This is a genomic window from Pseudomonas baetica (genome assembly GCF_051216495.1).
In the GTDB taxonomy this organism is placed as follows: domain Bacteria; phylum Pseudomonadota; class Gammaproteobacteria; order Pseudomonadales; family Pseudomonadaceae; genus Aquipseudomonas; species Aquipseudomonas baetica_B.
Map to the genome: position 1 here is coordinate 1 of NZ_JBPKAM010000036.1, position 25,461 is coordinate 25,461.

At 53.0% G+C, this 25,461-nt stretch carries 22 protein-coding genes and 2 pseudogenes; 6 read left to right on the top strand and 18 right to left on the bottom strand.

Annotated features, from left to right (window positions below; genetic code table 11):
- Positions 1-372: 372 nt before the first annotated feature.
- The 3 genes from ACSFE6_RS14655 to ACSFE6_RS14665 form a co-directional block, all read right to left on the bottom strand.
- Complete coding sequence (locus tag ACSFE6_RS14655) at positions 373-1,767, bottom strand: undecaprenyl-phosphate glucose phosphotransferase (RefSeq protein ID WP_435428279.1); 1,395 nt, start codon at positions 1,765-1,767, stop codon at positions 373-375.
- 372 nt (positions 1,768-2,139) lie between these two features.
- A complete protein-coding gene (locus ACSFE6_RS14660) occupies positions 2,140-2,814 on the bottom strand; it encodes a winged helix-turn-helix domain-containing protein (protein WP_435428280.1) in 675 nt (224 codons plus the stop codon).
- A 305-nt stretch (positions 2,815-3,119) separates the two neighbouring features.
- Entirely contained in the window at positions 3,120-3,860 is a 741-nt protein-coding gene (locus ACSFE6_RS14665) for a winged helix-turn-helix domain-containing protein (RefSeq protein WP_435428281.1), read from the bottom strand.
- A gap of 519 nt (positions 3,861-4,379) precedes the next feature.
- Between ACSFE6_RS14665 and ACSFE6_RS14670 the strand changes: the two genes are divergently transcribed.
- A complete protein-coding gene (locus ACSFE6_RS14670) occupies positions 4,380-5,213 on the top strand; it encodes an undecaprenyl-diphosphate phosphatase (RefSeq protein ID WP_435428282.1) in 834 nt (277 codons plus the stop codon).
- Positions 5,214-5,301: 88 nt separating this feature from the next.
- Here ACSFE6_RS14670 and dusA read toward each other — a convergent pair whose 3' ends face one another.
- Positions 5,302-6,297 carry a tRNA dihydrouridine(20/20a) synthase DusA gene (gene dusA, locus ACSFE6_RS14675; RefSeq protein WP_435428283.1) on the bottom strand — a complete coding sequence of 332 codons (996 nt, stop codon included), beginning with the start codon at positions 6,295-6,297 and terminating at the stop codon, positions 5,302-5,304.
- Positions 6,298-6,474: 177 nt separating this feature from the next.
- Between dusA and ACSFE6_RS14680 the strand changes: the two genes are divergently transcribed.
- Positions 6,475-7,173: a response regulator gene (locus ACSFE6_RS14680; protein WP_435428284.1), complete on the top strand. Its 699-nt coding sequence runs from the start codon at positions 6,475-6,477 to the stop codon at positions 7,171-7,173.
- Here ACSFE6_RS14680 and ACSFE6_RS14685 read toward each other — a convergent pair whose 3' ends face one another.
- Positions 7,174-8,661, bottom strand: coding sequence for a sensor histidine kinase (locus ACSFE6_RS14685; RefSeq protein WP_435428285.1), 1,488 nt, complete (start codon positions 8,659-8,661; stop codon positions 7,174-7,176).
- 283 nt (positions 8,662-8,944) lie between these two features.
- Between ACSFE6_RS14685 and ACSFE6_RS14690 the strand changes: the two are divergent.
- Positions 8,945-9,657: pseudogene (locus ACSFE6_RS14690) on the top strand (DNA adenine methylase); the annotation flags it as partial.
- 155 nt (positions 9,658-9,812) lie between these two features.
- Here ACSFE6_RS14690 and ACSFE6_RS14695 read toward each other — a convergent pair.
- The 5 genes from ACSFE6_RS14695 to ACSFE6_RS14715 all read right to left on the bottom strand — a co-directional run bounded on the left by ACSFE6_RS14695 (position 9,813) and on the right by ACSFE6_RS14715 (position 15,264).
- A complete protein-coding gene (locus tag ACSFE6_RS14695) occupies positions 9,813-10,667 on the bottom strand; it encodes a class I SAM-dependent methyltransferase (RefSeq protein WP_435428286.1) in 855 nt (284 codons plus the stop codon).
- A 363-nt stretch (positions 10,668-11,030) separates the two neighbouring features.
- On the bottom strand, positions 11,031-13,085 hold the full coding sequence (locus tag ACSFE6_RS14700) for a DUF6077 domain-containing protein (protein ID WP_435428287.1): 2,055 nt from the start codon (positions 13,083-13,085) through the stop codon (positions 11,031-11,033).
- 136 nt (positions 13,086-13,221) lie between these two features.
- Positions 13,222-13,563, bottom strand: coding sequence for a 4-amino-4-deoxy-L-arabinose-phospho-UDP flippase (locus ACSFE6_RS14705; protein ID WP_435428288.1), 342 nt, complete (start codon positions 13,561-13,563; stop codon positions 13,222-13,224).
- A complete protein-coding gene (locus ACSFE6_RS14710; protein WP_435428289.1) occupies positions 13,563-14,270 on the bottom strand; it encodes a class I SAM-dependent methyltransferase in 708 nt (235 codons plus the stop codon). Before ACSFE6_RS14710 ends, ACSFE6_RS14705 begins: the two co-directional genes overlap by 1 nt.
- The gene (locus ACSFE6_RS14715; protein ID WP_435428290.1) at positions 14,254-15,264 is read right to left on the bottom strand and encodes a glycosyltransferase family 2 protein; all 1,011 of its coding nucleotides are present in this window, start codon (positions 15,262-15,264) and stop codon (positions 14,254-14,256) included. The genes ACSFE6_RS14710 and ACSFE6_RS14715 overlap by 17 nt, the downstream gene beginning before the upstream one ends.
- 231 nt (positions 15,265-15,495) lie before the next feature.
- Here ACSFE6_RS14715 and ACSFE6_RS14720 point away from each other — a divergent pair.
- A pseudogene (locus tag ACSFE6_RS14720) lies at positions 15,496-15,687 on the top strand (transposase domain-containing protein); the annotation flags it as partial.
- A gap of 822 nt (positions 15,688-16,509) precedes the next feature.
- Here the strand turns inward: ACSFE6_RS14720 and ACSFE6_RS14725 are convergent.
- Positions 16,510-16,656 carry a hypothetical protein gene (locus ACSFE6_RS14725; protein ID WP_435428291.1) on the bottom strand — a complete coding sequence of 49 codons (147 nt, stop codon included), beginning with the start codon at positions 16,654-16,656 and terminating at the stop codon, positions 16,510-16,512.
- A gap of 82 nt (positions 16,657-16,738) precedes the next feature.
- Entirely contained in the window at positions 16,739-17,008 is a 270-nt protein-coding gene (locus ACSFE6_RS14730; RefSeq protein WP_435428292.1) for a short-chain dehydrogenase, read from the bottom strand.
- A gap of 459 nt (positions 17,009-17,467) precedes the next feature.
- Between ACSFE6_RS14730 and ACSFE6_RS14735 the strand changes: the two genes are divergently transcribed.
- Positions 17,468-17,686 (top strand): hypothetical protein, encoded by a 219-nt coding sequence (locus ACSFE6_RS14735; protein ID WP_435428293.1) that lies wholly within the window; start codon positions 17,468-17,470, stop codon positions 17,684-17,686.
- A 187-nt stretch (positions 17,687-17,873) separates the two neighbouring features.
- Here the strand turns inward: ACSFE6_RS14735 and ACSFE6_RS14740 are convergent, their stop codons facing one another.
- From ACSFE6_RS14740 to ACSFE6_RS14765, 6 genes are all read right to left on the bottom strand, one after another.
- Positions 17,874-18,665, bottom strand: coding sequence for a transporter substrate-binding domain-containing protein (locus ACSFE6_RS14740; RefSeq protein ID WP_435428294.1), 792 nt, complete (start codon positions 18,663-18,665; stop codon positions 17,874-17,876).
- Between the two features lie 74 nt (positions 18,666-18,739).
- Positions 18,740-19,666: a copper homeostasis membrane protein CopD gene (copD, locus tag ACSFE6_RS14745; RefSeq protein WP_435428295.1), complete on the bottom strand. Its 927-nt coding sequence runs from the start codon at positions 19,664-19,666 to the stop codon at positions 18,740-18,742.
- Positions 19,667-19,669: 3 nt separating this feature from the next.
- Positions 19,670-20,053: a copper homeostasis periplasmic binding protein CopC gene (gene copC, locus ACSFE6_RS14750; RefSeq protein ID WP_435428296.1), complete on the bottom strand. Its 384-nt coding sequence runs from the start codon at positions 20,051-20,053 to the stop codon at positions 19,670-19,672.
- Positions 20,054-20,107: 54 nt separating this feature from the next.
- On the bottom strand, positions 20,108-20,995 hold the full coding sequence (locus ACSFE6_RS14755; RefSeq protein ID WP_435428297.1) for a copper resistance protein B: 888 nt from the start codon (positions 20,993-20,995) through the stop codon (positions 20,108-20,110).
- A 10-nt stretch (positions 20,996-21,005) separates the two neighbouring features.
- Positions 21,006-22,703 carry a copper resistance system multicopper oxidase gene (locus tag ACSFE6_RS14760; protein ID WP_435428298.1) on the bottom strand — a complete coding sequence of 566 codons (1,698 nt, stop codon included), beginning with the start codon at positions 22,701-22,703 and terminating at the stop codon, positions 21,006-21,008.
- 103 nt (positions 22,704-22,806) lie between these two features.
- Positions 22,807-23,511, bottom strand: coding sequence for a murein L,D-transpeptidase catalytic domain family protein (locus ACSFE6_RS14765; RefSeq protein WP_435428299.1), 705 nt, complete (start codon positions 23,509-23,511; stop codon positions 22,807-22,809).
- 83 nt (positions 23,512-23,594) lie between these two features.
- Here ACSFE6_RS14765 and ACSFE6_RS14770 point away from each other — a divergent pair, with 83 nt between their 5' ends.
- Positions 23,595-25,346 (top strand): L,D-transpeptidase family protein, encoded by a 1,752-nt coding sequence (locus ACSFE6_RS14770; protein WP_435428300.1) that lies wholly within the window; start codon positions 23,595-23,597, stop codon positions 25,344-25,346.
- Positions 25,347-25,461 lie beyond the last annotated feature (115 nt).

Below are 25,461 nucleotides of genomic sequence, written 5' to 3' on the forward strand. Positions count from 1 at the left end.
GGCTCGCTCCCACAATGGGATGCAGTGGGCACAAACTCCATCAATAACGCCAACTCCCCTGTGGGAACGAGCCTGCTCGCGAAGGGGCCAGTCCATCCACTATTCGTGCTGCCTGATACACCGCTTTCGCGAGCGAGGGCGCTCCCACAATGGACTGTGGTGGAAAACTAACTTCATGAGTAACACCAATTCCTGTGGGAGCGAGCCTGCTCGCGAAGAGGCCATCTGATACAACATCAATATCGGCAATTACCTCGCCTCCAGGCAGTCCCCTTGCCATGTCCCTCCCACAACTCCGCCAGGCGCCAAATCCCAGCCACAAAAAAGGGGACTTAACGTCCCCTTGTGGTGGTGTTGCTTAACGCCAGGCCATCAGTAGATATCTTTCGACAACAAGGTGAACGGTGTCTTCACCAGGATCTTCAGGTCCAGCCACAGGGACCAGTTATTGATGTACTTGAGGTCGATTTCGACGCGTTTCTGCATCTTGTCCAGGGTATCGGTCTCGCCGCGGCAACCGTTGATTTGCGCAAGTCCGGTGATGCCAGGCTTGATTCGGTGACGTGCCATGTAAGCGAGAATTTTCCCGGAGTAGTAGTTGTTGTGTGCAACCGCGTGAGGCCGTGGACCCACCAGCGCCATATGCCCTTGCAGGACGTTGAACAACTGCGGCAGTTCATCCAGCGAAGTACGGCGGATGAAGCGCCCGACGGCCGTGATACGCGAGTCATTGCGGCTGGCCTGCTTGACCTCTTTGTCATCGTGTACGCGCATCGAACGGAACTTCCAGACCTGAATCACCTTGCCGTTCCAGCCATGGCGGTCCTGCTTGAAGAACACAGGACCCGGTGAGTTGAGTTTCACGGCCAGCGCGATCAGCAGCAGCACCGGGCTCAGCAGAATGATGGCCAGCAGCGCCACGCTTTTTTCCACCAGGCTTTTGCTCAGTGCGGCAGTGGGCTGGCTGGTCAGCGGGCTTTCATTCAAATAGATCGCCGGCAGACCGTCTACGACCTTCACCGAGTGATTGAGCAGCGTCAGGCTATTCAAGTCCGGTACCCAGACCACATCAACGTTGGCATCCAGCAAATCGACGTACATCGCTTCGATTTTTGCGGCTTCCGACAGCGGCAGGGTGATGTACAGGCGTCGGATGTCATGAGCCTTGATCAGCTCCAGCAGATCTTCCTGGGCGCCGACGATGCGAGGCGCGTCCTGTTCCATGGGCGCAGAGTTGCCGGTGCTGACCATGCCCACCAATGGCAGGTTTTCCAGGTGGTTCAACTTCCTGGCCAGCCCAAGCGCCAACTCGCCCGTGCCGACGATAAGCGTTTTATGTTCGCTTTGACGTGAGCGCTGGTAGTACTTCGAGAACGCATGCAGCGGTGCGTATAGAAAGGCCTGTCCAAGGAACCCGTACACTGCCCAGCTCAGGATGACCTGCCGGGAAAACAGTTCATCGGCCTTGCAGATAAACGCCATGCAAGCCAGTGCCGCCATCGTCATGGACCAGCCCATGAACAGGCGTCCCAACCCAGTCAGGTAGTTGTCCCTTTTCCGGTACACGCCACTGAATGTATAGGCCGGGACCGACGCCAGTACCGTCAATGCCGCGCACACCCGGTAGTAGTACTCGACCATGCCGGTGTGTTGTTCAGCGAGTATGAACAGCAATGAAACGACAAAGCCCTGGGCCAATGCCCATTGGCCCCAAAAGGTAAGTCCCTTGAGGCCGGTAGTTCTATTGATACGTAATGAAAGATCCATGCGATATCCCCAAAAGACGTCCGTTCAGGTTTCGACAGCCGAAAACCAAGTTGTTGATGCAGACTTATTGTTGTTATTGCAGCGAGTGTCCTGAGGCAAACAACGTCGATAGGCCGAGCTGTCTTCAGTCAATAGATTAAGTTATTGGGTGAAGTCCCTGTCTGACGAGTTTTAACAAGATGGCAATGTGCCAACTTTTTAGAAGTGAAACAGTCTGGCGTTAGAAAAGGTCGACCATTGGAGGGTGAATATAAAGTGTGGAGTTGGGTATTGTAAGGGGAGAGGGAGGCAGGAGTTTTAAACGGGAGGGGAGGTAAGCGGAGTGCTCTTTTTATTGTTGTAGTCGCACTGCTCTATGGTTTTTCGATTCGCTCAGGCCGCACGTGTGTCGGACACAACTTCCTGTATCAGGCAATAACCACGATTTCTGACTGCGCGAAACAATCGTTCACCGTTACTGGCGTTTTTAAACTTGTCTTGCAGGCGACTCAGGCACATTTCCAGGCCACGGTATTGGTCCGGTTCCCTGCCGATGCTAAGTATCAACTCATCCCGGCTGACGACGCGTTCTTCATGGCCGAGCATTTTCCTGACAAGGGTAGCTTCCAGACCGGTCAGACTGATCTCGACACCTTCTTTAACCAATACATCCTGATCATTATCGAGTTGCCAGGCTTCGCTGTAAGGCGCCTCGCCCGCAGGTTCTCGGGAGTTGGCACTGGTTTCCAGCGAAAGACTCGGCACGCTGGCAAAAGGATTTACAGATTGCGCCGCCGCCCATTCGGCTTCGAGGGTTGCCAGTATTTTCTGTGTGTCATATTCGATGGTGTGCGGGACGTTCTTCCTGGTCATTCTCGGATAGGTAAACTCCATTAGCACCGGCATGGAAGAGGGTGGCACAACGCCTTCAATGAACATTTGTGCCTGGGAGGTCCCAAATGCGTTGAAGCGTTCGCTTGACAGTATGCTCTCAAGTTCACGCTGCGACGTTGTACTGTGCGTCACGACGACAAAGTATTTTCTTGGGAGGGTTGTACTAATTTCCATGTCTCTCTCCTGAGGTACACACACCAGAATTGGCGAAAAGATCATCGGCAGGGGAGCAATAACTCCCTTGAACGTAATCGAAAGGCAGGGTGATGGCCCGAAATGACCCTCGATGGGCTTCACTCGATGAGCTGTAGAATAAGCTTTTATTGTTATGGTTTGGTGTTAACACGGTCATGGAATTGAATAAATAATCATCATTGCGGCGAGTATCAGATACAAATACAGAGAGGCGGCTTATATCTTTGTATAGTTGATAGCGGCGTCTGGGCATGGTGGTACATGCGTTCGTGCATTTACCCGGCTCAGGTCGTCGAAATCAGACCTCTCATGAGACGGTAGCCATAGCCTCGAATGCTCTGGATCGCGTTTGTGCCATACGTTTCCTTGATTTTTCCACGCAGGCGGCTGATCGATTTTTCGAGCGCTCGAGGGTCGTAGAATTTGGTGTTGAGACCCATGATGCTGGCAATTTGATCGTGACTTAGTATGTGATTTCCGGTTTGTGAAAATGCCTCGAGGATTTTCATTTCCGCAAACGAAATATCCAGTTTCCTACTGGCGTCCATCAGGCAAATACGGGTGGGGTCCAGCACCAGATTCGTTTCTCTTTGCCATTCTTCAGTGTTGAAGAATTCGGCAAGCAACTCGGTGCTTTCGTCGAACAAGGTATTGAACTTGATGCAGTAATCGGCCCCTGCAAGATAGTACTTTATCTTGTTATAGGCGCCGCGACCGGCGATGACCGCACAAATGATAGGGGATAAGTTGTCACTGCGCAGGTTTTCCACCAGCGCGAGACCTTCATCGAGGGCTTGAGGGCCGTCGATGATGATGAAGATGGCCCGATAAGAACCCGGGTGATCATGCTTCTTAGATGAATGACTGTACGAACTGGCATCCAGCGTTATATCGGTACGCACATGCCTTGCGACTAACGCCCTAAAATGCTCGGCCACGCCGCGGGTACGAGCCAAAGTGAGAACACCTGGTTCTTCATTTGTCCGGCGCTGGCTTCTAGTCGCTAAGTTCCCTGTAAGCATCATGCATTGACTCGAATAGGTGCTGACATCGGGATGTTAAAGCACTGGTTCTCGTCTGTGACTGACAATTGGTAACATTTAGACAGAAATCAGACGTGGATCTCGAGTTTTCTAACAATAATTAAGCTTTTCAAGCTTTTAGTTGATTTTCTCGAAGGTCTGAATTAGTGAAATGGCGCGCTTAGATGGTGGCGATATGGAATTGTGCCACTATTTTGTAACTATGGCGACTGGTTTTTTAATGTCCTTTTGCCACTGTCAGGCTCCTCGCTGGTCGCGTCACTCCTGTCGAGCTGCCCGATCTGTTGAATACTTATAACGTGAAAACGGTCACAGTTTATTGAGTTCTTTCTCTCGCGCGCCTTTATTTGCAAAAAGTGGATATCCGGACGATTAATAACAAGTCTTGAGCCAGTGATTTGATAAAGCCTATTCTGCGCCGCCGGGGCAGGTCATCCGTGTGAGTCTACCCGTTGTTTTTAGTTGTGCATGCTTATATGCATTCGGCCTGACGGAGGATTAATGGATTTTTTGACCCTGGTTCATGTGTTGATTTTAGGGGCAGTAGAGGGCCTGACGGAGTTTTTGCCCATCTCCAGTACAGGGCATCAAATTATCGTTGCGGACTTGTTGGAGTTTGGCGGCGAACGCGCCATGGCGTTCAACATCATTATTCAGTTGGGTGCCATTCTTGCCGTTGTTTGGGAGTTTCGTCCCAAGATTCTGGATATCGTCAAAGGCTTGCCGACCCAGCGTCGTGCACAGCGATTCACACTCAGCCTGCTGATCGGTTTTCTGCCGGCCGTCGTGTTGGGCGTGTTGTTCGCCGACAAAATCCACGAATACCTGTTCAACCCGATCACCGTCGCGGTGGCGCTGGTGGTGGGTGGTTTTGTCATGTTGTGGGCAGAGCAGCGGGAACACGCGGTACGTGTCGAGCATGTCGACGATATGCACTGGTCCGATGCGCTGAAAGTAGGGTTCGTGCAGTGCCTGGCGATGATTCCGGGCACGTCCCGTTCCGGATCGACCATCATCGGCGGCCTGCTGTTTGGCCTGTCACGCAAGGCCGCCACGGAGTATTCGTTCTTTCTGGCGATGCCAACTATGGTCGGCGCCGCTGTTTACTCGGGCTACAAGTACCGGGAGCTATTCCAGTCCAGTGACCTGCCCGTATTCGCCCTGGGCTTTGTGACTGCATTCTTCTTCGCGATGATCGCCGTACGCGGCTTGCTCAAGTTCATTGCCAGCCACAGCTACGCCGCATTCGCTTGGTATCGAATCGGTTTTGGCGTGCTTATTTTGGCGACCTGGGTATTCGGGTGGGTCAACTGGACGGCGGCCGCTGCCGCCTGACCGCTACTGTAGGAGCGAGCTTGCTCGCGATTAACGGCAGAGCCCCGCTGGGTAGCAGTCTGTCACGTCCATCGCGAGCAATGAGCCATCAACGCCCTTCAAGCAACGCGGCCGCCTGGTCCAGCAACGCCAACGGTTCCTTGGCCTTGTGGATATCCACCGATAACAACTGCCGAAACTTGCGCGCCCCCGGAAAACCGGTGCCCAGCCCCAACACATGCCGAGTGATGTGGTGCATTGAGCCGCCTGCATCGATATGCGCGGCGATGTACGGTCGCAGTTGCGCCAGCGCCTCGGCACGAGTGATCACCGGCGCAGTGCTGCCGAACAACTGCTGATCCACTTCAGCCATCACATAAGGGTTGTGATACGCCTCGCGGCCCAGCATCACCCCGTCGAATGTCTGCAAATGCTCGTGGCAGGCCTCCAGCGTCTTGATCCCGCCGTTGAGAATAATCTCCAGCTCCGGAAAATCCGCCTTCAACCGCGCCGCCACGTCATAACGCAACGGCGGAATGTCACGGTTCTCCTTCGGCGACAACCCCTCCAGAATCGCAATCCGCGCATGCACGGTAAAACTCGTGCACCCGGCCTCACGAATCGTCCCGACGAAATCACACAACTCTTCGTAACTGTCGCGCCCATTAATGCCGATGCGATGCTTCACCGTCACCGGAATCGACACCGCATCGCGCATCGCCTTCACACAATCGGCCACCAACTGCGGATGCCCCATCAGGCACGCGCCAATCATATTGTTCTGCACCCGATCACTCGGACAGCCGACATTCAGATTCACCTCGTCGTAACCGTGGTCCTGGGCCATGCGTGCACACGCCGCCAAATCCAACGGCACACTGCCGCCGAGCTGCAACGCCAGCGGATGCTCGGCCTCGTCGTGGCGCAGGAAACGCTCGTGATCACCGTTGAGGAGCGCGCCGGTGGTGACCATCTCGGTGTAGAGCAGGGCGTTTTTTGAGAGCAGGCGCAGGAAGTAGCGGCAGTGGCGGTCGGTCCAATCCATCATAGGGGCGACGGAAAAGCGGCGGGAGAGCGGGGCGGGTGTAGCGATGGGTGCGGGCATTGGGGATCTGGAATCGGTGAGGCTGGGAGGTGGGGGAGTTTAACAGGAATGCGGGGGTGGGGCTGAGGTGGCTTTTTAACCTTAACCCCGGGGCAAATGGTTGGCGACAGGCGTCATCCCCAGTTACCTGCTATTAATCAATGACTGCTCGAGTGCTGGTCCTTCAGGGAGCGCATCATGAATCCGTTTATTCGCATCGGCATTGTCGACGATCACCCGCTGTTACGTGAGGGCGTTGCCAATACATTGAAAAAACGGCTGGACCTTCACGTCGTCGAGCAGGGCGCCAATGCGGACGATGCCAGGGAGATTGCCCAGAGGATGCTTCCGGACGTGATGTTGATGGACGTCAATATGCCAGGCGATGTTTTCGCCGCGGTTCGATTCATTTCCACTCAACTACCGGACGTGAAGGTGCTGATGCTGACGGTTTCAGAATCCGAAGATGACGCCTTTTCGGCACTGGAGGCAGGCGCACGCGGGTATGTGTTGAAAGGAATCAGCGGACCGGAACTCGTCCTGGCGATCAGGTCGGTTGCCAAGGGTGAGACATTTATCACCCCCGAGGTTGCCAACAAACTGCTGGGTAACATCAAGGAAAACGGAGCCGAAATTCAAAATTTGGAACTGAGCCGTCGCGAGGAGCAGGTCATCCGAGAAGTTTCAGCGGGGCTGACCAATAAGGAAGTTGCGACAAAGTTGTTGATCAGCGAGCAAACCGTCAAGAACCACATGAACAGCTTGATGCAGAAGTTGCACGTCCGAAATCGCGTCGAAGCGGTCACAGCTCTACGGCGCTATTGGGAACGCGAAGCGGTCGGGCGAGTTCAGGCCGGCGTGGAAAAAACACAAATGGATCCGCAGAATCGCTCCTGACTAGAGTTTGAACTGTGCTTTTACCAAAGTGCCAGCGGCGCAGGAATCGATACTGAACAACCCGCCCAGAGACTCCACGCGATAGCGCAAACCGGCGAGCCCCAATCGGGATCTACCGGATTTCTCAAGCAACATTGCATCCGCCGCCATGCCAGGACCGGCGTCCTTGACGCTGATGATCAATACCCCATCAATGTATTGCGCCTGGATAGCCTGACCCTCGCCGTTGGCATGACGGTAAGCGTTGTTGAGGGCTTCTTGCACAAAACGGTACAAACAGAGTTTGAGCGGAAGTGGCGCTGCTTTCGGTAGCTGCGCCAGGGTTAACGTGACCTTGGTGCCCGTGCGTTGCTCGTGCCGTTGCGCCACCAGTTGCAACTCTTCCTCCAGGCTCAAATCGTTGATTTCCGGAAGTGCCAAGCCTCGGGATAAATCGCGGACCTCACGCAGTGCGTCAGTGGCGGCACCACGAATGGTTTCCAGTGATTCCTGATCGACAGCGGAGCAATTCTCGACCAGGTCGTCGAGCCGGATCAGAATCAAGGTCAATAACTGCGCCGGCCCATCGTGCAGGTCTGCACCAATACGCCTCAAAGTGAGTTCGTTGACTCGGGAAAACTCTTGGGTAGCCGTCGACATCTTGCGCTGGAGTTCGGCATTGCTGATGTGCAAACGGGTTTGCTCCAGCAGTCGTAAGCGCAGTGCCACTTGTTGTCGCTGGATAATCTTGTCACCGCGTCGCACGATGAAGAAAAGCAGCATCAGCATTGATAACGTCGCGGCGCCAACGACCACCCATACCTCCTGTCGGACGCGTTTGATCTCGCGCTTCAGACTGTCGGCCTTTTCATAAAACTCGCCCACCGCAATGACTTTTCCGGAGCTTGCATTGCGCAGGGGTGCATAGATCTCATAGAGCGGCAGGTTGAGCTTGCGCTCGAACTCGTTTTCATCCTGATTCGGATCCTCAAGGTCGGTGACCACTTTGCCCTTGAGTGCTTCGCTGATCTCATCGAGTGGGAATTTTTGGTTGGTGACGGCTTTATTTGTGCTGTAGACCACCGTGCCATCCGCTCGCCAGATTTTGATCGAGACAATGTGCTGTTTTAGTGAATGACTTTGCGTGAGGCGGTCCAGGGACTGGACACTTGCCGCCGAGAGATTGTTGTCCCGGCTCATCTCCTGCACATAGGGCTCAAGAAACGTATCCATGTACTGAGCACCTGCTTCTGCTGCGCTATTGACCGCAGCACTTTCTATTCGAACGCTCACCAGATTGCCGACGAAGAACATGGTAAGTCCCAGGATGAGGGAGGCGGCAATGACAAACTGGGTCGAGCGACTCAGATTGTGCGTCAGTGTCGTGATCCGGGTGTGCCAGCTAACGTTGCGAGCCCTATCGGAGACCGGAGCCGGTCCGATCAACGTCTCAGTCTCCTGCGCGTTATTAACAGTCCCGTTCTTTGATTCGACGCCTGCATTTGCCATCGGCTTGGTTCCCTGAACGTGATAAGTCGATTGGAAAACCTTGCAACTCAACGGACATCTGGTGATTACCTGGGCGGACGTTCCTGTGGGTGCCATGCCCATGACTGACAGTAGTTCACTGTAAAGCGATCCGGTAGCTTCATGGGTGGACTGACCATCTGTGGGCGTTGGGGGGCTGTATGAAAAGGTTGCCGCGGCGATGCGGGTCTTGCGCTGGTATTGCGAAGGGGGGCAGATCAATTTTTATGGATAAATAAATCTGAGAATCATCTGGCGGGCCTCCCCACCTCACGAATGCTACGTCGAAGTTTTTGCCGGCGGTGCCGCGCGTCCCCAGCCGTCGTCGGTTGAAGTCCTCAACGACATCAATGGCGATCTGGTGATGCTCTATCGCGTCGTGCAGAACCACTCGAAGAGTTCGTGCGCCAATTCAAATGGGCACTGAGCTCGCGCCAGGTGTTCGAATGGCAGAAAATGACCCGCCCTGAAACCCTCACCGACATCCAGCGCGCTGCCCTATTCTTCTTCCTGCAGCACCATGCCTTTGCCGGCAAGGTCACCAGGCAGACGTTCGACACCGCCACCACTGGCCCGGCCATCAACCTGCTGCGGGTCGAGGAAAACCTCTCGGTCGCCTCGCAGCGCCTGTCCGGCACCTATGTCGAAAATCTCCCCTGGCTTGAATGCGCTGAGCGCTACGATCGTGCCCATACTTTTCACTACATGGACCCGCCTTACTGGCAGACCGCTGGCTATGGCGTGGACTTTACGTTTGCGAACTACGAACGCATGGCCGACTTCATGCGCCGTTGCAAAGGCAAGGTGATGGTCAGCATCAATGATCACCCGGACATCCGGCGCGTGTTTGATGAGTTTCATTTCGAAACGCTCGACATCCGTTACTGCAACGCCAATCAGCGTCAGGGGAAGGCTGACTTCAGCCGTGAGCTGGTGATCATGAACTGGGAGCCAGTAGTTTTTGGAGGATTGTTTTAGTTTTCAATAAGGGTTTTTTAACGATAAGTTGAAACAATCGAATAGGCTAAAATTTCAAGAACTGGACACTGGCCCCAGTCTGGGGCGCAGGGGGCAAATTCATTTTTCTGAAGTGATCTTTGCTTTGAAAAGTAAATCTGCCTCCCTTTGTTGAATTAATTTTTCCTGGCAACAATATAAATGATATCACTCGGCAGGAGCCGCATAATCGGCAATGCAATGGCGATCATGCAGTAAATAAAAATTTTGGTAATTATCCCCAATTTTCCGGTATATGAAATTCTGGTGTAAAGACCTTTTAGTCCTATAGTAGGTAGCGTCCCGGACTTGATCACAGTGAAATTTTTATTTTTCAGTAGATCCGAAAGATTTTTGCTGTTGAAGTAGTGGACGTGTGGTGAGGGTAGATCCTTTTGCCAGAGCCTTTCGAAGAATCCAAGTTTTCCTATCCGACCAAAGAACCTGGACAGTTTGTAAAAAAAACCATCACTACTTGGCAAGTTAATGACCAACAGGCCACATTCATTCAAGCGATCATGGCATGCCGCTAGCACATTGTCGATACCCGGTATGTGCTCAATCACATCGTTAAAAACAACAATATCAAAAGTTTCAGAAGCTTCCAGCGCGTCAGGAAAGTAGCCTCTACGAACTGGAAGACCTTTTGCGACCGTAGATTTAAACACCATCTCATCAGGCTCTACACCTAGTACATCAAATTTTATCATGGCGGATTCTACAAACCAGCCATGTGCACAGCCTACATCAATCAGACTTCCCCCTGTAGGTTTAAATTTAGAAATGACATCAATCAACGTATTGAAATTACTAGTTCGAATTTCACGAAGGCCTGTTTCTCTATCCGCTTCATTGATAAGCTCATGTGATGACAAGTCATTAATAGTCGGTTGAAGATCACCTTTCTCATAATGACAGGTTGCACACTCAAAATGCCAGGGTTGGATCCCCGGGACAAGAGTTTCATTACAGATGGGACAATTATTGTTCATATGTCTCAGTACCCTATATTTAGCGGAAAAGTACTACATCAATGTCGTCATGTCTATATCAGTGACTCACACGTTCATAACGAGCCGCCGCCTTATGGGCTGCGTGCTCGGATCGGAAGTCGAAGACGTTTCCAGCGACTGATGTTGATTTGCGGTTGATTTTGCTGGAGTCCCTCTAACTGAACGGCCTGCAGTATCGAATGGTGGCTGGAAGTCACCATTCGACTACAGCTAGGCCTGGTTTTTTTTGAATGTTTTGAACGCTATAAGCACTGTTCATAACTAAAAAAACTTCTGCGGTAAAATTCCGCTGACTTCCTGTTTTTACAGCATTTGCCGGCACATATTCCACGTGTACTATTGTTATTTTTGTTTAACCCAAAAAGAATAGCCGCTAATTGTATTTTGCTTTTTGTATCCTTCTGTGCTTAGGATGTGGGTGGCTAGTGTGGTTTCATTGTTTAGGTTTAGGACGATTAATGATGTTTTTATAGAGTGGAGAGCGGCCCTTACCAGTTCACCGTTTCCTTCAATTTTACCAATCGTAAAGTCATGCAGAGCACGTCTTTTCTCATATTTTTCATCTCCGATGGTCGGCCTCAAAAGATCTAAATATAGTCCCCGGGTACTTACGAGTCGAGGATGCTCTTCGAATCTCGAAATGATGCCTGCGATTTCATCTGGCGCGAGCAACATCCCATCCCCATCCCCCATAGCAGTTGCTTTCTGGGCAACAAGAAGGTCGGATCTTGGGATTTTCCATGCTGCAAAAGTTTCAATTTCACCAATGTTAGCCGAGCGAAGTGTATTGAATGGGAGTGAGTACAATGTTAGGCCAAGTAAAATTGCAAGCAGGGGGGCGACAAGGAATCGGTACGCCTTTCGTTCAAATAGCTCGGTAGTTATCATGCAGAAAGATACTGCAGAAAACACCAAGATTGGGAAAGACCAAACTACCCTCCAATAAACTGGAGGTGTTGTTACGTACCTTGATATCAAGTCAGATAACCACGGGTTAAGGTAGATCGCAAAAAATATAAAAGAAGGAACAGCCAGTCTCCATTTGGTTATTGTATCTTTGGCTAGAACTGGGCCAGTCAAAAGTAAAATACCTACCAAATATTGCTGGTGAGCCCCAAATACATTGGTCCATACGCTCTCTGCTGTCTCGGTTTCATAATCCATAATTGCCGTTCCCTTGATTTGCAAGGCAACATTTATCAAGTAAGGGAGAGGGATCAATAAGACAGCTAGTGCACAGTAGAATTTTCGCTTTCCACCTTTTAACGCCAACGGGATATTAGATGCTAAAGCTCCAAAACCCGCGATTGGGCCGGCGAGCATCCCAAAATTAGATAGTCCAATGGCTGCTACTTGACAGCACACTAGTAGAAACAAATCAGCATTCGTGCCCCGTTTGGAAAAATAACGCGCAGTAAGGTAGAAAATAGCTGGAACAATTACTGACAGTAAAACAGATTTTCCCTGAAAGAGACGGACGAATGAAAAATTTGCAGGGCTACGATGCATCTCTCCGAGCAGCAAAGTAAGCAGAAATGTTATGATTCCAGCAAAAATCCAACTATTAGGTATTAGTTCCCTTGTTAAAAGAAAGGTTGCAGCTATGCTTGCAATAACCCATATAGGCAAAAGGTAGATGTAATAAACGTCCATTGAGGGAATGGAGAGTAAGTAAGAAAAAGCGCCAGAAAGCAATTCGAAAGAAGCAAAGCGATAACTTGGAAATATAAGTGGCAGTCCAGTTTCCCCAAGCATCGGGTCACCTGCAAGAAGACTGTGCTCTGGATTTGACGATGAATATGCTGCGATTGCGACATAAAATGCGTCATCCAAATCACTTCTCGAAACGGTGTAAGAAAGTGTGATTGCAGTGGCTGCAAGTAATAGGATTGTTAGTGGAGAAAATTTTCTCCATATTTTAGCTGTGTGTGAGGGCTTTGATTCTGTTTTTGTCTCTGGTGATATAAGGCAAGCTATTAACAGCAATAATATAGAAAGGCTCCAGAATGCTATCCATGACCAGTATAGAGATGCAGGCAGTATAAGTAGTATGGCTAGAGCGCAAGGACGTGTATATTTATAGATTGGCTTGCCTGTCTTGGCTGTGGAATTTGTATTCGGTGAGTTGGTTTGATGTGTTTTTGGTATATAAACATATGCTAAAAATAATGAGGCTATTACAAGGGGGGCGAAAACCAGAAGATTTTTTAGGTTCCATCCAAACAAAACGCAAGCGTTCGCCGAGATGGTCCATCCAGCAAACGCAATCAAAAAAGTAGAAGTAATTGTCCGTAGTGTCATCTCACTTGAGTCATTGAAAAATGATGGCTGCGGAACTCGGTGGATTTTTCTTGGGTCGAAATTAGTATTATTTACTTCGAAAATTTCATCTGCCATAAGAAATCATCCGGTTAGGAGTGTTTTCCACGAGTGAAATGCTTGTGGAAAATAGTGTGGTGAGTATTATCATTATGATTTTTATTTTGAGGGGGGGTCACTATTAATTATAAGTGTTTGTTTGAAGGCTAGTGGCTTAGCTTTTAATGGTGATTATGATGCCCGCAACAATCATGATTAAACCAATGAAATATTGTGCCTGGAAGCGCTCACCAAAAATAAAATGACTACCGAGGGGCACAAAAACGAAGGCTAATGCCATAATTGGGTATACGCGACCAAGCTCGATCTTCTGCAAAACCCAAACCCATGCTACAGAGGTGACGCCATAAATAATCATGGCAGTAAGGAGTGGTAGGGCAGATTTTACTGATAGTAGAGTCCCGGTTAAAGCAAGCGATGTTGAGCTAAGTTTAAATAGCAACTGCCCAATGGCCAAACCCAAAACGCAGAAGAAAGCCACCATGTACGCAACCATTATACAAACTCTTTTTTGTTAACAATGGCATGAAAGGAAAAGAATAAGTTAAGGTCAATTGATGGAATGGGGAGTGGCCACCAAGACTCCTTTGCATCGGGAAAGTAGTGTCTCAGAATTGCAATAAGATTATGGCATGAGTTTACATGCTCTCTTGCCATGATGTAGTCATATGCAATTCCTTGAGAAATTGCATATCTTCGTGGTCCAAAGTGTCTACCGAGCCGCCAAGCAAGCCCAGGATCTGTTGGGATCAGTATTGAAAGAACACCTCCGTCCTTCACTACTCTGACCCACTCCTTTAATACCAGGTGTGGTTGGTAGATGTGTTCTAGGACATGAGTTGCTATTAGTCTATCGAAAGTGTTGTCTTCATATTTTAGCTGGCTACCTTCTTGGATTTCAAATTTAAACTTTCCTCTGTGATTTTTTTCAAGTTTAGACTTTGCAATGTCCAGTGTTTTATGGTCTAGGTCGGTGAGGGTGTATTCTTCAAAGTTGTGTTGTACAAAGTTGACGTGTTCACCAGTACCAGCGCCAATTTCTAAGACTTTACTAAAGTTCGATTCATCGTTGTATGCTTTCTCGGTAAGCTTGTGGCTTGCGCGCATGACTAAAGACTGGAGTGGGCTCGAATAATTTGAATCATCATAAAGTTCAGAGAATTTTTCCCTGAAATCAATCCAGGCTTTATCTTCTTTGTGCATTCTGTGCTCCGTTATTTTTATCTTGGATAAGGGGGCTTCTAAGTTTTTGCAGGGGGTTGTTTGGGACGGAGTTTATGTCATACCCCAAAAAGGCCAGTGTAAGCTGTAGTCCAATTATAATGGGTAAAGCGGAAAGCATTACAGTGCCAGCAGATGAAGGCAAGCCTGTGCTGGCAGAGTTTATCCATTGATAACTACCAAATGTGAGCCCGAAAAAAAAGAAGCTCAAACCAAGTGGAAGCTCAATGGAAGCAAGGGACATGTCTCTCAAATAATAATTGTAAAATATCCGTTTGACAAAATTTCGAGTATGCTTAGCAAAGAACTCGCCAATGATTTTAGATACTCTAAGATTGCTAATCTCTTCCCCGTATTTCGCATGCATCGGAATGTCCGCTACTACCGCGCGGAGTGTGTTTAGTCGAAATAACATGTCGGTTTCGAAAAAATAGCGGTGGCTTATTTTTTTAAACGGCAGGCTTTTCGCTACCTCTCGGTGAATAGCGGTGAATCCATTTGTTGGGTCGAATAAGTTCCAATATCCGGATGATAGCTTGGTCATAAAGGATAGAGCTGCATTGCCGAATAAACGTAAATTTGGCATTGCGCGGATTTCTTCGAGATCAAAGAAGCGATTTCCCTTAGTGTAATCAGCTCTACCATCAATAATTGGAGAAATAAGACTAGGGATCAGTCTCGGATCCATTTGGCCATCACCATCCACTTTCACGATGATGTCCGCGTCTTCATCGATAGCTGCTTGGTATCCCGTCATTACGGCACCACCAACGCCTTGATTTTCAACATGACGGATTACTCGAAGGCGCTCATCATTGCAGTTGCTTTCTACGAAGTCACCTGTTCCATCCGGGCAGCAATCGTCAATTACGTAAATTAGACTAATTTCTGGCCCGATCGCTTCAATTACTCCTAAGACGTGGTTTCTTACCTTGAAACTAGGAATCACAACTGCGACTTTATAGCTTAAGTACATTCGGGCTTACCATGATGACATAAGTTATGTGAGGGCTTCTAATGGATGCATTGTATGGCGACAAGTTAGCAGCTCTTAGTAGTCGATTATAGTCATTGGAGCTATAGCTCTCCCAGAACGCTGATCACTACTTAGTGATAGCGGTGAGTAGACTATGGATAACCGCATTTTATAGGTTAATACCTTCAAAGTGCGATTAGTTTGGTGTTAAATAAAACATACTCCAAGCCTCTTCTGGTTGATTGGACATTAACAGCTGAAGCCAAGCCCTTCGTCGTTCTCAAAAAATGGTTGTTCAGCGGCACGCCTAAAGGGGACACTGCCAAAGCCGACGGCCAAGAGCACTATACGTGGTTGCGCCACGTACTTGAACTCCTACCGTAAGCTAATTCGATTGAGGAGTTCGAAGCTTTGCTTTCGTGAAATTGCTTGTCAGAGATGCCCTGGCGGAAGGTCGGTTTAATGGCGCGCATACGATTGATCTGCGCTCTGCGCGGCGGGAGTGGCTTCAGTTCGTTCAATTTACATATCACAGCGGTTCGCGCACTGAATCGTAGCCACTGCGTTCTGCGGCATGCTAGCAGCCAGCAGCAAATAGATGTGCAAGATAGTGTGAAGGTCCTTACGGCTAATGTTCTTGATCGAGCAGAGGTTGTACTTCACCTGCTAGATCAGATACCACCGTCCTATACGAGCTAGGCCTTGATTTATGTGACCTGCGTTTCGCCAATCCAGCGTTTTTCCGCTCAGCCAATGGAGATAGCTCCATGACGGCCGCTTCCAAAGCGGTTTCATTGTGATAGACCTTTTTCCGTGCTCGGCGGCTTCGAGTACGAGTTGGTTTTCGTTGATCTTGAAAAGCAGGGAAGGGACCTAGTCTGAGTTGGGCATCACTATTCCTCTGTGAAGTGGAGAGCGTAGCACCATGTAAAGTTCATGGATCGAGTGAGTACGGAGGATGGGCGCCAAGGGGCTAAGGGTTTTTGACGTTAGCGACAGTGCTCATGATTGGTGCCGAAAAGGGTTGCTTAAAATTTGCTACAGAGGATTAGGGGGGGCGAGCGGAATTTGATAAAACGCGAATATTACTGGTACGAAACTGGTACGGGGGTTTTATTGTAGTCTTTTAGGTCCTTATTTATTGATCCGCGGTGGTAGGTCGGTCCAATCCATCATCGGCACGATGAAGAGGTAACGGGAAGAGGTCGGCAATCGGGGAGGGGGGATGGTTTTCCGTACGTCAGTTCAGGGCGCAGTGGCGATCTTGCCCTTGATCACAAATGCATCAAACACCTTCTGTCCATCATGCGCTGCCTGCTGAACATCCATGAATGTTAGTTTTTTGTGGATGGTCTTTCTGCGGATTTTCTTCTGTTTTTTGGCTTTGGCCATCGAAACCCTCAACGATGAGTATTCATGGTGAGTGGCCTCCGTGAAGCCAAATGGGCGCCCAAGCTGGACGCCCCTTTTCACATCACGACGACTCAGCATCCATGCGTCGCGCAATGACATCCAGCACATCACAACCATCACGCAGCGGCACGCAACAGAGCAACGCAAAGTCGCTGAGAATTACTGAGTCGGTAGTGATGTCGCCCCGCATCGCGAGGTTTTCAAGGATCTGCGTCAGAGCTCGAATTCTGTAGCTGGCAGTGCTGAGCAGTGAGTGCAGGGGTTGTGTGGTGTTGACGAACAGCGAGGGAAGGTCGTCGGCGTTGCTGGTTAAAGCCATGTATTCGTTCATGAGTGATCACCATGTAGTAGAAAGGACCTACCACTCAATCGTCGCCAAACAATCGGGTGGTAGCTGTACGCGGGTTGGCGAACCGGGCCATGGTAAAACCGGCAGACCTTAAGGTCTCCCACGCACAGCCACCAAAAAAAGGCAGCCAAGTACGTTCAGAAACGCTCCGAGATAACTCGGAGGCTCCTGTACCAAGGCATCGAGTCGCCAAACCCGATACGCCATTTTGGGCGCGTCCGGACTATAGGGCTCATGACAAAGGCACAGCAATGCGCAAGTGTACGGATATTTCCCAGCGTCGTGTAGGACGGTGCTCTTTCTGACGGAGTGGCTCATAAAACCAGCAAACCTGAACCAACGCTGTCACCCCGCCAAGTTTCACAATCCCCACCCACCCAGCAGCCTAGGATGAAGGCGCAAATCCATCCCGCCACGCCTCCACCCCACAGGACACAGAAAATGATCTCAAACCTCGCCAAAGTCGCGCTAATCGCCGGTGCTTTGTTGTTGAGCGCCTGTTCGGGAGTGAGCACGACAAATCGCTATTCCGCAGAAAGCGTACCGTCCAGCGGCTTTGGTCCGGGGCCAACCCATAGCGCCGACAAGATGAGTTTCCATGGCAGTGCGCTTGGCAATAGCTTTGGTGAGTACAGTTCGGGGCTATTGCACGACGACTGATTTGATACCAGCGTAAAAGGGCGGCGCCAGGTAACAATGCTATTCACTTAAGTCTGAGACTTTAATTTATGGCGACAGACGCAGGGGGCCGCTTCGCGGCCCAACGGGGATGAATCCCCTCGCCACAGGCTCTCGCTGTTTGAAGATGACTTGAGTGAGCTGTCTTTTCCGAAAAAGCGGTTATTCGTTACTTACCCTCAGGCACCGCAATCCACTGCCCCAACACCTTCTGATAATTCCCCGTCACCTTGGCCAGATGCAGCCACTGATCCACATACAACTTCCAGGTCATGTCATCACGCGGCAGCAGGTAAGCCTTCTCGCCGTACTGCATATATTGTGTCGGATTCACCGCACACAGCCCCGGTTTGAGCTTCTGCTGATACAGCGCCTCCGAGGCGTCAGTGATCATCACGTCAGCCTTCTTATCCAGCAGCTCCTGAAAGATGGTGACGTTGTCGTGCAGCTTCAGTTGCGCCTTGGGCAGGAAGGCGTGGACGAAGGCTTCGTTGGTGCCGCCGGCCGGTTCGACCAGGCGCACCGTGGGTTGGTTGATCTGCTCAATGGTCTGGTATTTCGCTTGGTCTTCACAGCGCACCAGCGGGATTTTGCCGTCGACGTCGAGGGTGGTGCTGAAGAAGGCCTTTTTTTGTCGTTCGAGGGTGACGGAGATGCCGCCCATGCCGATGTCGCATTTGCCGGCGAGCATGTCGGGCATCAGGGTTTTCCAGGTGGTGGGCACCCAGTCGACCTTGGCGCCGAGGCTGTCCGCCAGGGCGCGGGCCATGGCGATGTCGATGCCTGAGTATTCGCCGTTCTCGGCTTTGTAGGTATAGGGTTTGTAGTCGCCCGTGGTGCAGACGCGCAGTTGGCCTTGTTGAATGACGCTGTCCAGGTGCGATGGGCCTTCCTGTGCCTGGGCGCCAAGCGATAGCGCGAGCAGGCTACTGAACATCAGGGTGCTGTTGATCGTTTTCATTGTTGTCGGGCTTTTGTAGTGGAGTGGTTTTGAACGGGCAGTGTAGTGAAACTTTTAGCAAAAACGGGCATTCACTACAGCTCGCCCATTGCCGTTTCCGGGCTCAAGGTTCCGAGCCAAGCCACCAATCCCACGATCAACGCCGCTGCTGCCAGCTCAACCACGACGCTGCGCCGTAAGGCATTTGCCGCCACCCGATATTGCCCATTGCGCAAAGAGCGCGCCAGAAGCGGCCCCAAATGAAAGCGGTTCAGCGCGGCGAGAACCAGCATGCCGGTAAACAGCGCGACTTTGGCGAACAGCAAAATCCCGTAAGTGCCAAGCAACACCCCTTCGATTTTCGGCCCGGCGATGTAGAGGTAGTTCACTACCCCGGTCACCGCAATGACAACCACGATCACTGCGCCAACGGATTCAAACCGGGTCACGGCACGGGCCAGCAGGCGGACGTGATTTTCGGTGTGCAGCGCGTCGCCCCGCGACATCCAGGCAAACGCGACCAGTGCCCCCAGCCAGGCGCCTCCCGCCAACAGGTGCAGAATGTCCGCCGTGAAATGCCAAACACCCTCATCCATTGCACCATGGCCGCTCCAGGCCAGAGAGGCGAGGGCTATGCCGCCAGCGATAGTTGCCAGCAACACGCTGAGGGTGGGGGCGCGTCGGTTAAGCATCGTTGCGATTGCAGCGACAACCAGCGCAATGATTCGAACCGTCCAGGCCAGGCCGACATCCGTTTCCAACACCATCATTTCAATGTGCGGGCGCAGTGCGGCGATGTCCGACTCACCGCTCATGGCACTCGCCAGCCACACTATGCCGGCGACGGACAGCACTGCGCCGAACGCAATGGTTCCCATCAATAGTGAGCGAAACGGCAACACCGTCCCTGTTATCCGTTCTTGTCCTTTGAGGCTGTACAGCCCAAAGAGCGCCACCCCGAACAGCAGCATCAAATCCATGTACAGCGCAAAACGCAGGATGATGTTAGCCAGTTCGCTCATCGATCATTTCACTTTGAACGTAACGTTGCCGGTAATCGGGTGGGTGTCCGAAGACACCGCCCGCCATTCGACTTTGTAGGTACCGGCGGGCAGCGGCGAACTTGGGGTGATGAACATGGTTTTGGGGTCGCTGCCGCCGCTGACCTTGGCCTTCATGGGCATGGGCGAATGGGCCATGCCGGGCATTTCGGTCATGACCAGTTTTGCCCCGGAAAACTGGGTCACGAGGTTCTCCGAGAATTGCAGTTCGATGCGGTTCGGCGCTGCGCCTTCAGCGCCTTCGGCAGGTGTGGAGGAGAGCAGTTTTGGGTGGGCCTGGGCGAGGCTGCTCAACAGCAGGCCGGTTGAAAACAGGGTGGCAACAGCAGTGATTCTGAACGCGCGCATGCAAGGCCTCTTTCCGCTTCAAGCGGTTGGTGGTGGGTTATTGGATTAATGGATTCAGAACCACATCCGCACGCCGAGAACCAGTCGTGCTTCGCTGCGGTCCTCGCCTTCGTCGGTGGCGTAATCGGCGGTTTTGCCGTAAGTGCGATTCCAGGTCACGCCGATGTACGGCGCGAATTCCCGGCGGATTTCATAGCGCAGGCGCAGGCCGGCTTCGCTGTTGGACAGCCCCGAGCCAATGCCCCGTTGCGGATCGTTTTTGCCATGGAAATTGAGTTCGGCGGTCGGCTGCAGGATCAATCGGTTGGTCAGCAAGATGTCGTAGTCGCCCTCCAGTCGTGCAGCCGTCTGGCCGCCCTCGCCGATGAAGGCCGTGGCCTCGGCTTCGAAGTTGTACAACGCCATGCCCTGCACGCCCAATGCGGCCCAGGTTTGCGGGGCGCCGGGTTTGAAGTCCTGGCGTACGCCGCTGACGACGTCCCACCATGGCGAGATGGCATGGCCCCAGAGTGCCTGGATTTCGGCGTCGTCGGTCTTGCCGTTGGTGCGCTCGCCTTCGGAGCGCAGCCACAGGCGATCGATGTCGCCACCGATCCAGCCCGATAGATCCCAGGCCAGGGTGCTGCCGTCATCGGCGTCCTGCCATTCCAGTTTGTCGGCGAGGAAGTAGGTGTTGAGTACGCTGTCGTGCACGGAGTGGCCGTGGGGACTGGCGTAGACGGCGGCGCGGTCGGTATCGGTCAGTGGCGGGATGGGGGTACGGCTTTCGGTCGGTGCAGCAGGCTGCATCTGGCCGTCGTCCATGGGCTGCATCTGGCTGTGGTCCATGCCGGTCATCTGGCTATGGTCCATGCCCTGCATGTCGTGGGTAGCGGCCAATGCCGAAGGAAGTGCCAGCCCCTGGGTGACGAGGGCCAAGGCAATAGCGGTGATTCTGGTCATGGGTAGCGCCTCATTCTTCCACGCGAACTTCACGGAACATGCCCATTTCCATGTGGTACAGGAGATGGCAGTGATAGGCCCAGCGCCCGAGCGCATCGGCGGTGACCCGATAGCTGCGCCGTGACCCCGGCGGCATGTCGATGGTGTGTTTGCGCACCATGAAGTCGCCGTTCTCGTCTTCGAGGTCGCTCCATAGGCCGTGCAAGTGAATGGGGTGCGTCATCATCGTGTCATTGACCAGCACCACCCGGACGCGCTCGCCGTACTTGAGGCGCAAGGGTTCGGCGTCAGAGAACTTCACGCCGTTGAACGACCAGGCGAATTTCTCCATGTGCCCGGTGAGGTGCAATTCGATGGTGCGACCGGGATCGCGGCCATCGGGGTCTTCGAAGGTGCTGCGCAGGTCGGCATAGGTCAGGACCCGACGCCCGTTGTTTCGCAGGCCAAGGCCGGGGTCGTCGAGTTTGGGCGAGGTGGACATGGCTTGCATGTCTACCAACGGGTTGTCGTTTTCCGATTCGGGGTGGGCTTGCATGCCGGGCATGGCCATGGCGCTGTGGTCCATGCCGGCCATGCTGCCGTGATCCATCCCGCCCATGCCCATGTCATCCATGGTGACCAGTGGACGCGGATCCAGTGGAGGCACTGTCGCGGATAAACCGGCCTTCACCGCGAGGCTGCCACGGGCGTAGCCGGTGCGGTCCATTGACTGGGCAAAGAGGGTGTAGGTCTCGAGGGTCGGCTCGACGATCACGTCGTAGGTCTCAGCCACGGCGATGCGAAACTCGTCGACGCTCACCGGTTTGACGTGCAGGCCATCGGCGGCCACCACGGTCATTTTCAGGCCCGGAATGCGCACGTCGAAGTAAGTCATCGCCGAACCGTTGATGAAGCGCAATCGCAGCTTCTCACCGGGGCGGAATACGCCCGTCCAATTGGCGTCAGGCGCCTGGCCGTTCATCAAGAAGGTGTACGTAGCACCGCTGACGTCGGCCAGATCGGTGGGGTTCATCTTCATCTCGGCCCACATCTTGCGGTCGTCGACGGTCGAGCCCCAGCCTTTCTCACTGACGTCGTGGATGAAATCACCCACGGTGCGCTTGTTGTAGTTGTAGTAATCGGATTGTTTTTTCAGGGTCTTCATCAGGCTGGCCGGGTCTTCATCGGTCCAGTCGGTCAGCATCACCACGTAATCGCGGTCGTACTGGAAGGGCTCCGGGTCCTTGGCATCGATCACCAGCGGGCCGTACACGCCGACCTGCTCCTGAAGCCCTGAATGGCTGTGGTACCAGTAGGTGCCGTTTTGCCGGACCTTGAACTGATAGACGTACACGCCTCCCGGTTCGATGCCTTTGAAGCTCAGCCCTGGCACGCCATCCATGTTGGCCGGCAGCAAGATGCCGTGCCAGTGAATGGAAGTGCTGTCCTTGAGCCGGTTTTTTACCCGCAACGTCACCGTATCACCCTCACGCCAGCGCAGGAGCGGGCCGGGTAGGCTGCCGTTGATGGTCATGGCGGTACGCGGATTGCCGGTGATATTGACCGCTGTTTCGCCGATGAACAGTTCGAAATCGCTTCCTGCCAGCACCTGTGGTTCGCCGGGGCTGGTGATCGCCCAGACCGGCGTGCGCCACAGCCCGAGACCGCCAAGCAGCCCGCCGGCAGCCAGTCCCTTGACGAAGGTGCGTCTTGAAGTGTTGGAGTGCATGCCGTTTTTCCCGTCAGCCTGGTGAACGTGTCGACGAGGCTAACGGGCGGCGCCTTTCAGAAGGCTGAGGCGGGGATTACAGTTTTGACAGGTGGGGCGTGGGTTACTGGCGTTTGGTGGTCTTGTCCGACGACGCCACGGTGCCGCTCCCGCAATTGATGTAGGAGGAGGACTTCAGCCAGCGTTGATCCGGATAGTAGGAAAACAACAGTTGCCCATCCTTCATCGAATCAATCAGTCGATGGGCAATTGCCGGTCGGACCGCCGGGCAACCCAGGCTTCTGCCGATGCGCCCGTTGGCGCGGGCCAGCACCGGACTGACGTACGGTGCGCCGTGAATGACGATTGCCCGATCAAAGGCGTTATCGTTGAAGCCCGGTTCCAGGCCTTCCATGCGCAGTGAGTAGCCGTTCTGGCCTCGATAGCTTTCCTGCGTGCGGAACAGCCCGAGACTGGTGGCGTAGCTTTCGTTCTGGTTGGAGAACTGGGTGGCCATGTTTTCGCCGCTGTTGCGGCCATGGGCGACCAGTTCGTGGAACAGCAGTTTGCGCTTTTTCAGGTCGAACACCCACAACCGTTGTTCGGTCGAGGGCAGGGAGTAATCGATCACTGCTAGTCTCTGTGCCGGGGCTTTGCCTTGGGCGCGGGTGCATTGGGTGGCACGGACCGCCAGGGCAATAACCTTGGCATTGGCATTTGGAGCAGCTTTGGCCAGCGCGACTTCAAGCGATTCGGCGTAGGCTGTGGAGGTGAAGGCCGACGTCAACAGCAGCGCTGTGAGTAGAAAGCCAAAGCGATGTAGCGCCATAAAAATGTCTCATCAGGAATATGTCGAGTCTAGCAGCGAGTGGAACGCTAGCTTTTTGATTTGCGGGAGATTAAGGATTATCCATGGTGCAATTAACAAGGTTATTCGTCATAAGCCGTGCTTTTGTTATGGTCTTTCTGATCAGCGGCACTGCGTTCGGTGAAACGTCGCCGATTGTGCCGGTATCTCCGGAATCCAGTGTGTTGAGCGCAGCACCCGACGATGTCGTTGGCCAAGCGATCCAAGCGGTACTGGAACCGCTGCAATCGGCGTTCCCGCCGTTGCTCACCTCACGCAAGCATCAGCGTGCAGACATCAATCGTGTGGTGCTCGATTTTTATTCTCATCGCAACTATCGCGCCGCCTGGACGAATGGGCGCGATGTTACCCAGCTGCTCAAAAGTCTGAATGAGACTGAAATCGATGGCTTGAACCCTGCGGATTACCGGGTCGGCGAATTGGCCGAGGCGCAACTGTCGATGCAGGCTGCCGCACCGACGCCGGCGCAATCAGCGGCTTACGATATCGGGTTGACCCGTACCTACATCACTGCGCTGTTGCAATTGCGACGCGGCAAGGTCGACCCGTCCCGACTGGATTTTCACTGGAACTTCGATCCGGAAGGGGTGGACCCCCGTGAGGATGTGACCAGTTTCTTTACCGCCCTTGATGATCACGATGTGGCCCGTGCTTTCGCTCAAGCGCCACCGCAAGAGGCGGTGTATCGCAGCATGCGCGACGCCTTGGCGCAGTTGCGGCAGGTTCGGGATGCCGGTGGTTGGCCGAGAGTCACCGAGGGGCAATCGCTCAAGCCGGGCATGGACGGTGCGGCCGTTGCGCAATTGCGTGCCCGACTGGTGGCCGGCGGGTATCTGGAGTCGCACAAGGGCAAGCGCAACGATTACGACGACAAAGTCATCGTGGCGGTGAAGAAATATCAAGTCGAGCAGTACCTGGGCGCGGACGGCGTGGCAGGGGCGGCGACGCTGGCTGCGCTGAATGTGCCTGTCGAGGCGCGGATCGATCAGGTCAGGGTGAACATGGAGCGGGCGCGCTGGTTGTTGTACAAACTTCAGGGCACCTTTGTCGTGGTTGATATCGCCGGGTACAAGATTGCGCTGTACCGCGATGGTCAGCCGATCTGGCGATCGCGGGTACAGGTTGGCAAGCCGTTTCGCAGTACACCGGTGTTTCAGTCCGAGATCACCTATGTCACGTTCAACCCCACCTGGACCGTGCCGCCGACGATTCTGGTCAAGGACATGCTACCCAAGATCCAGCAGAACCCGGACTACCTGGCGGCCAACCGGATCAGGGCCCTGGACCGGCAAGGCAACGTGCTCGATCCGTCGACTGTCGATTGGTACAACGCGCGAGGCATCACATTGCGTCAGGATGCCGGGCCTGAAAACTCGTTAGGGCAGGTGGTTATTCGCTTCCCTAACGACTATGCGATTTACCTGCACGACACGCCGCATCGCGAGCTGTTTGCCAAATCGGTGCGCGCCACCAGTTCCGGATGCATCCGCGTGGAGAATCCGCTGCAACTGGTCGAACTGTTGTTTAATGACCCGACGCGCTGGAACAGCGCGGGCATTCAAAAACAGTTGGCCAATGGCAGGACCGAAAACATCAGGCTTCCGGTCAAGGTGCCCGTGCTGTTGGCTTACTGGACGGTTGACCTGAGTAAAGAGGGGCGGGTGACGTTCAAGCCTGATGTGTATGGCTATGATGATCCGGTACTTCGGCAGTTGAACCTGCCTTCGAAGCTGCCGGCACTGGAGTTGCCGCGGGGGGAAACCGCGATGGCGGTGACAGGACAAAGCCAGCCGTAAGCAGTGGAAGGTGCCCATGGTTTTCTCATGAATCCAGGGCCGCGCTTCGATTTTTTATGAGGGAAAGGCTCTACGGCGGCCTTTACGCTTTGTTGTGACTATTTGATTTTGACGT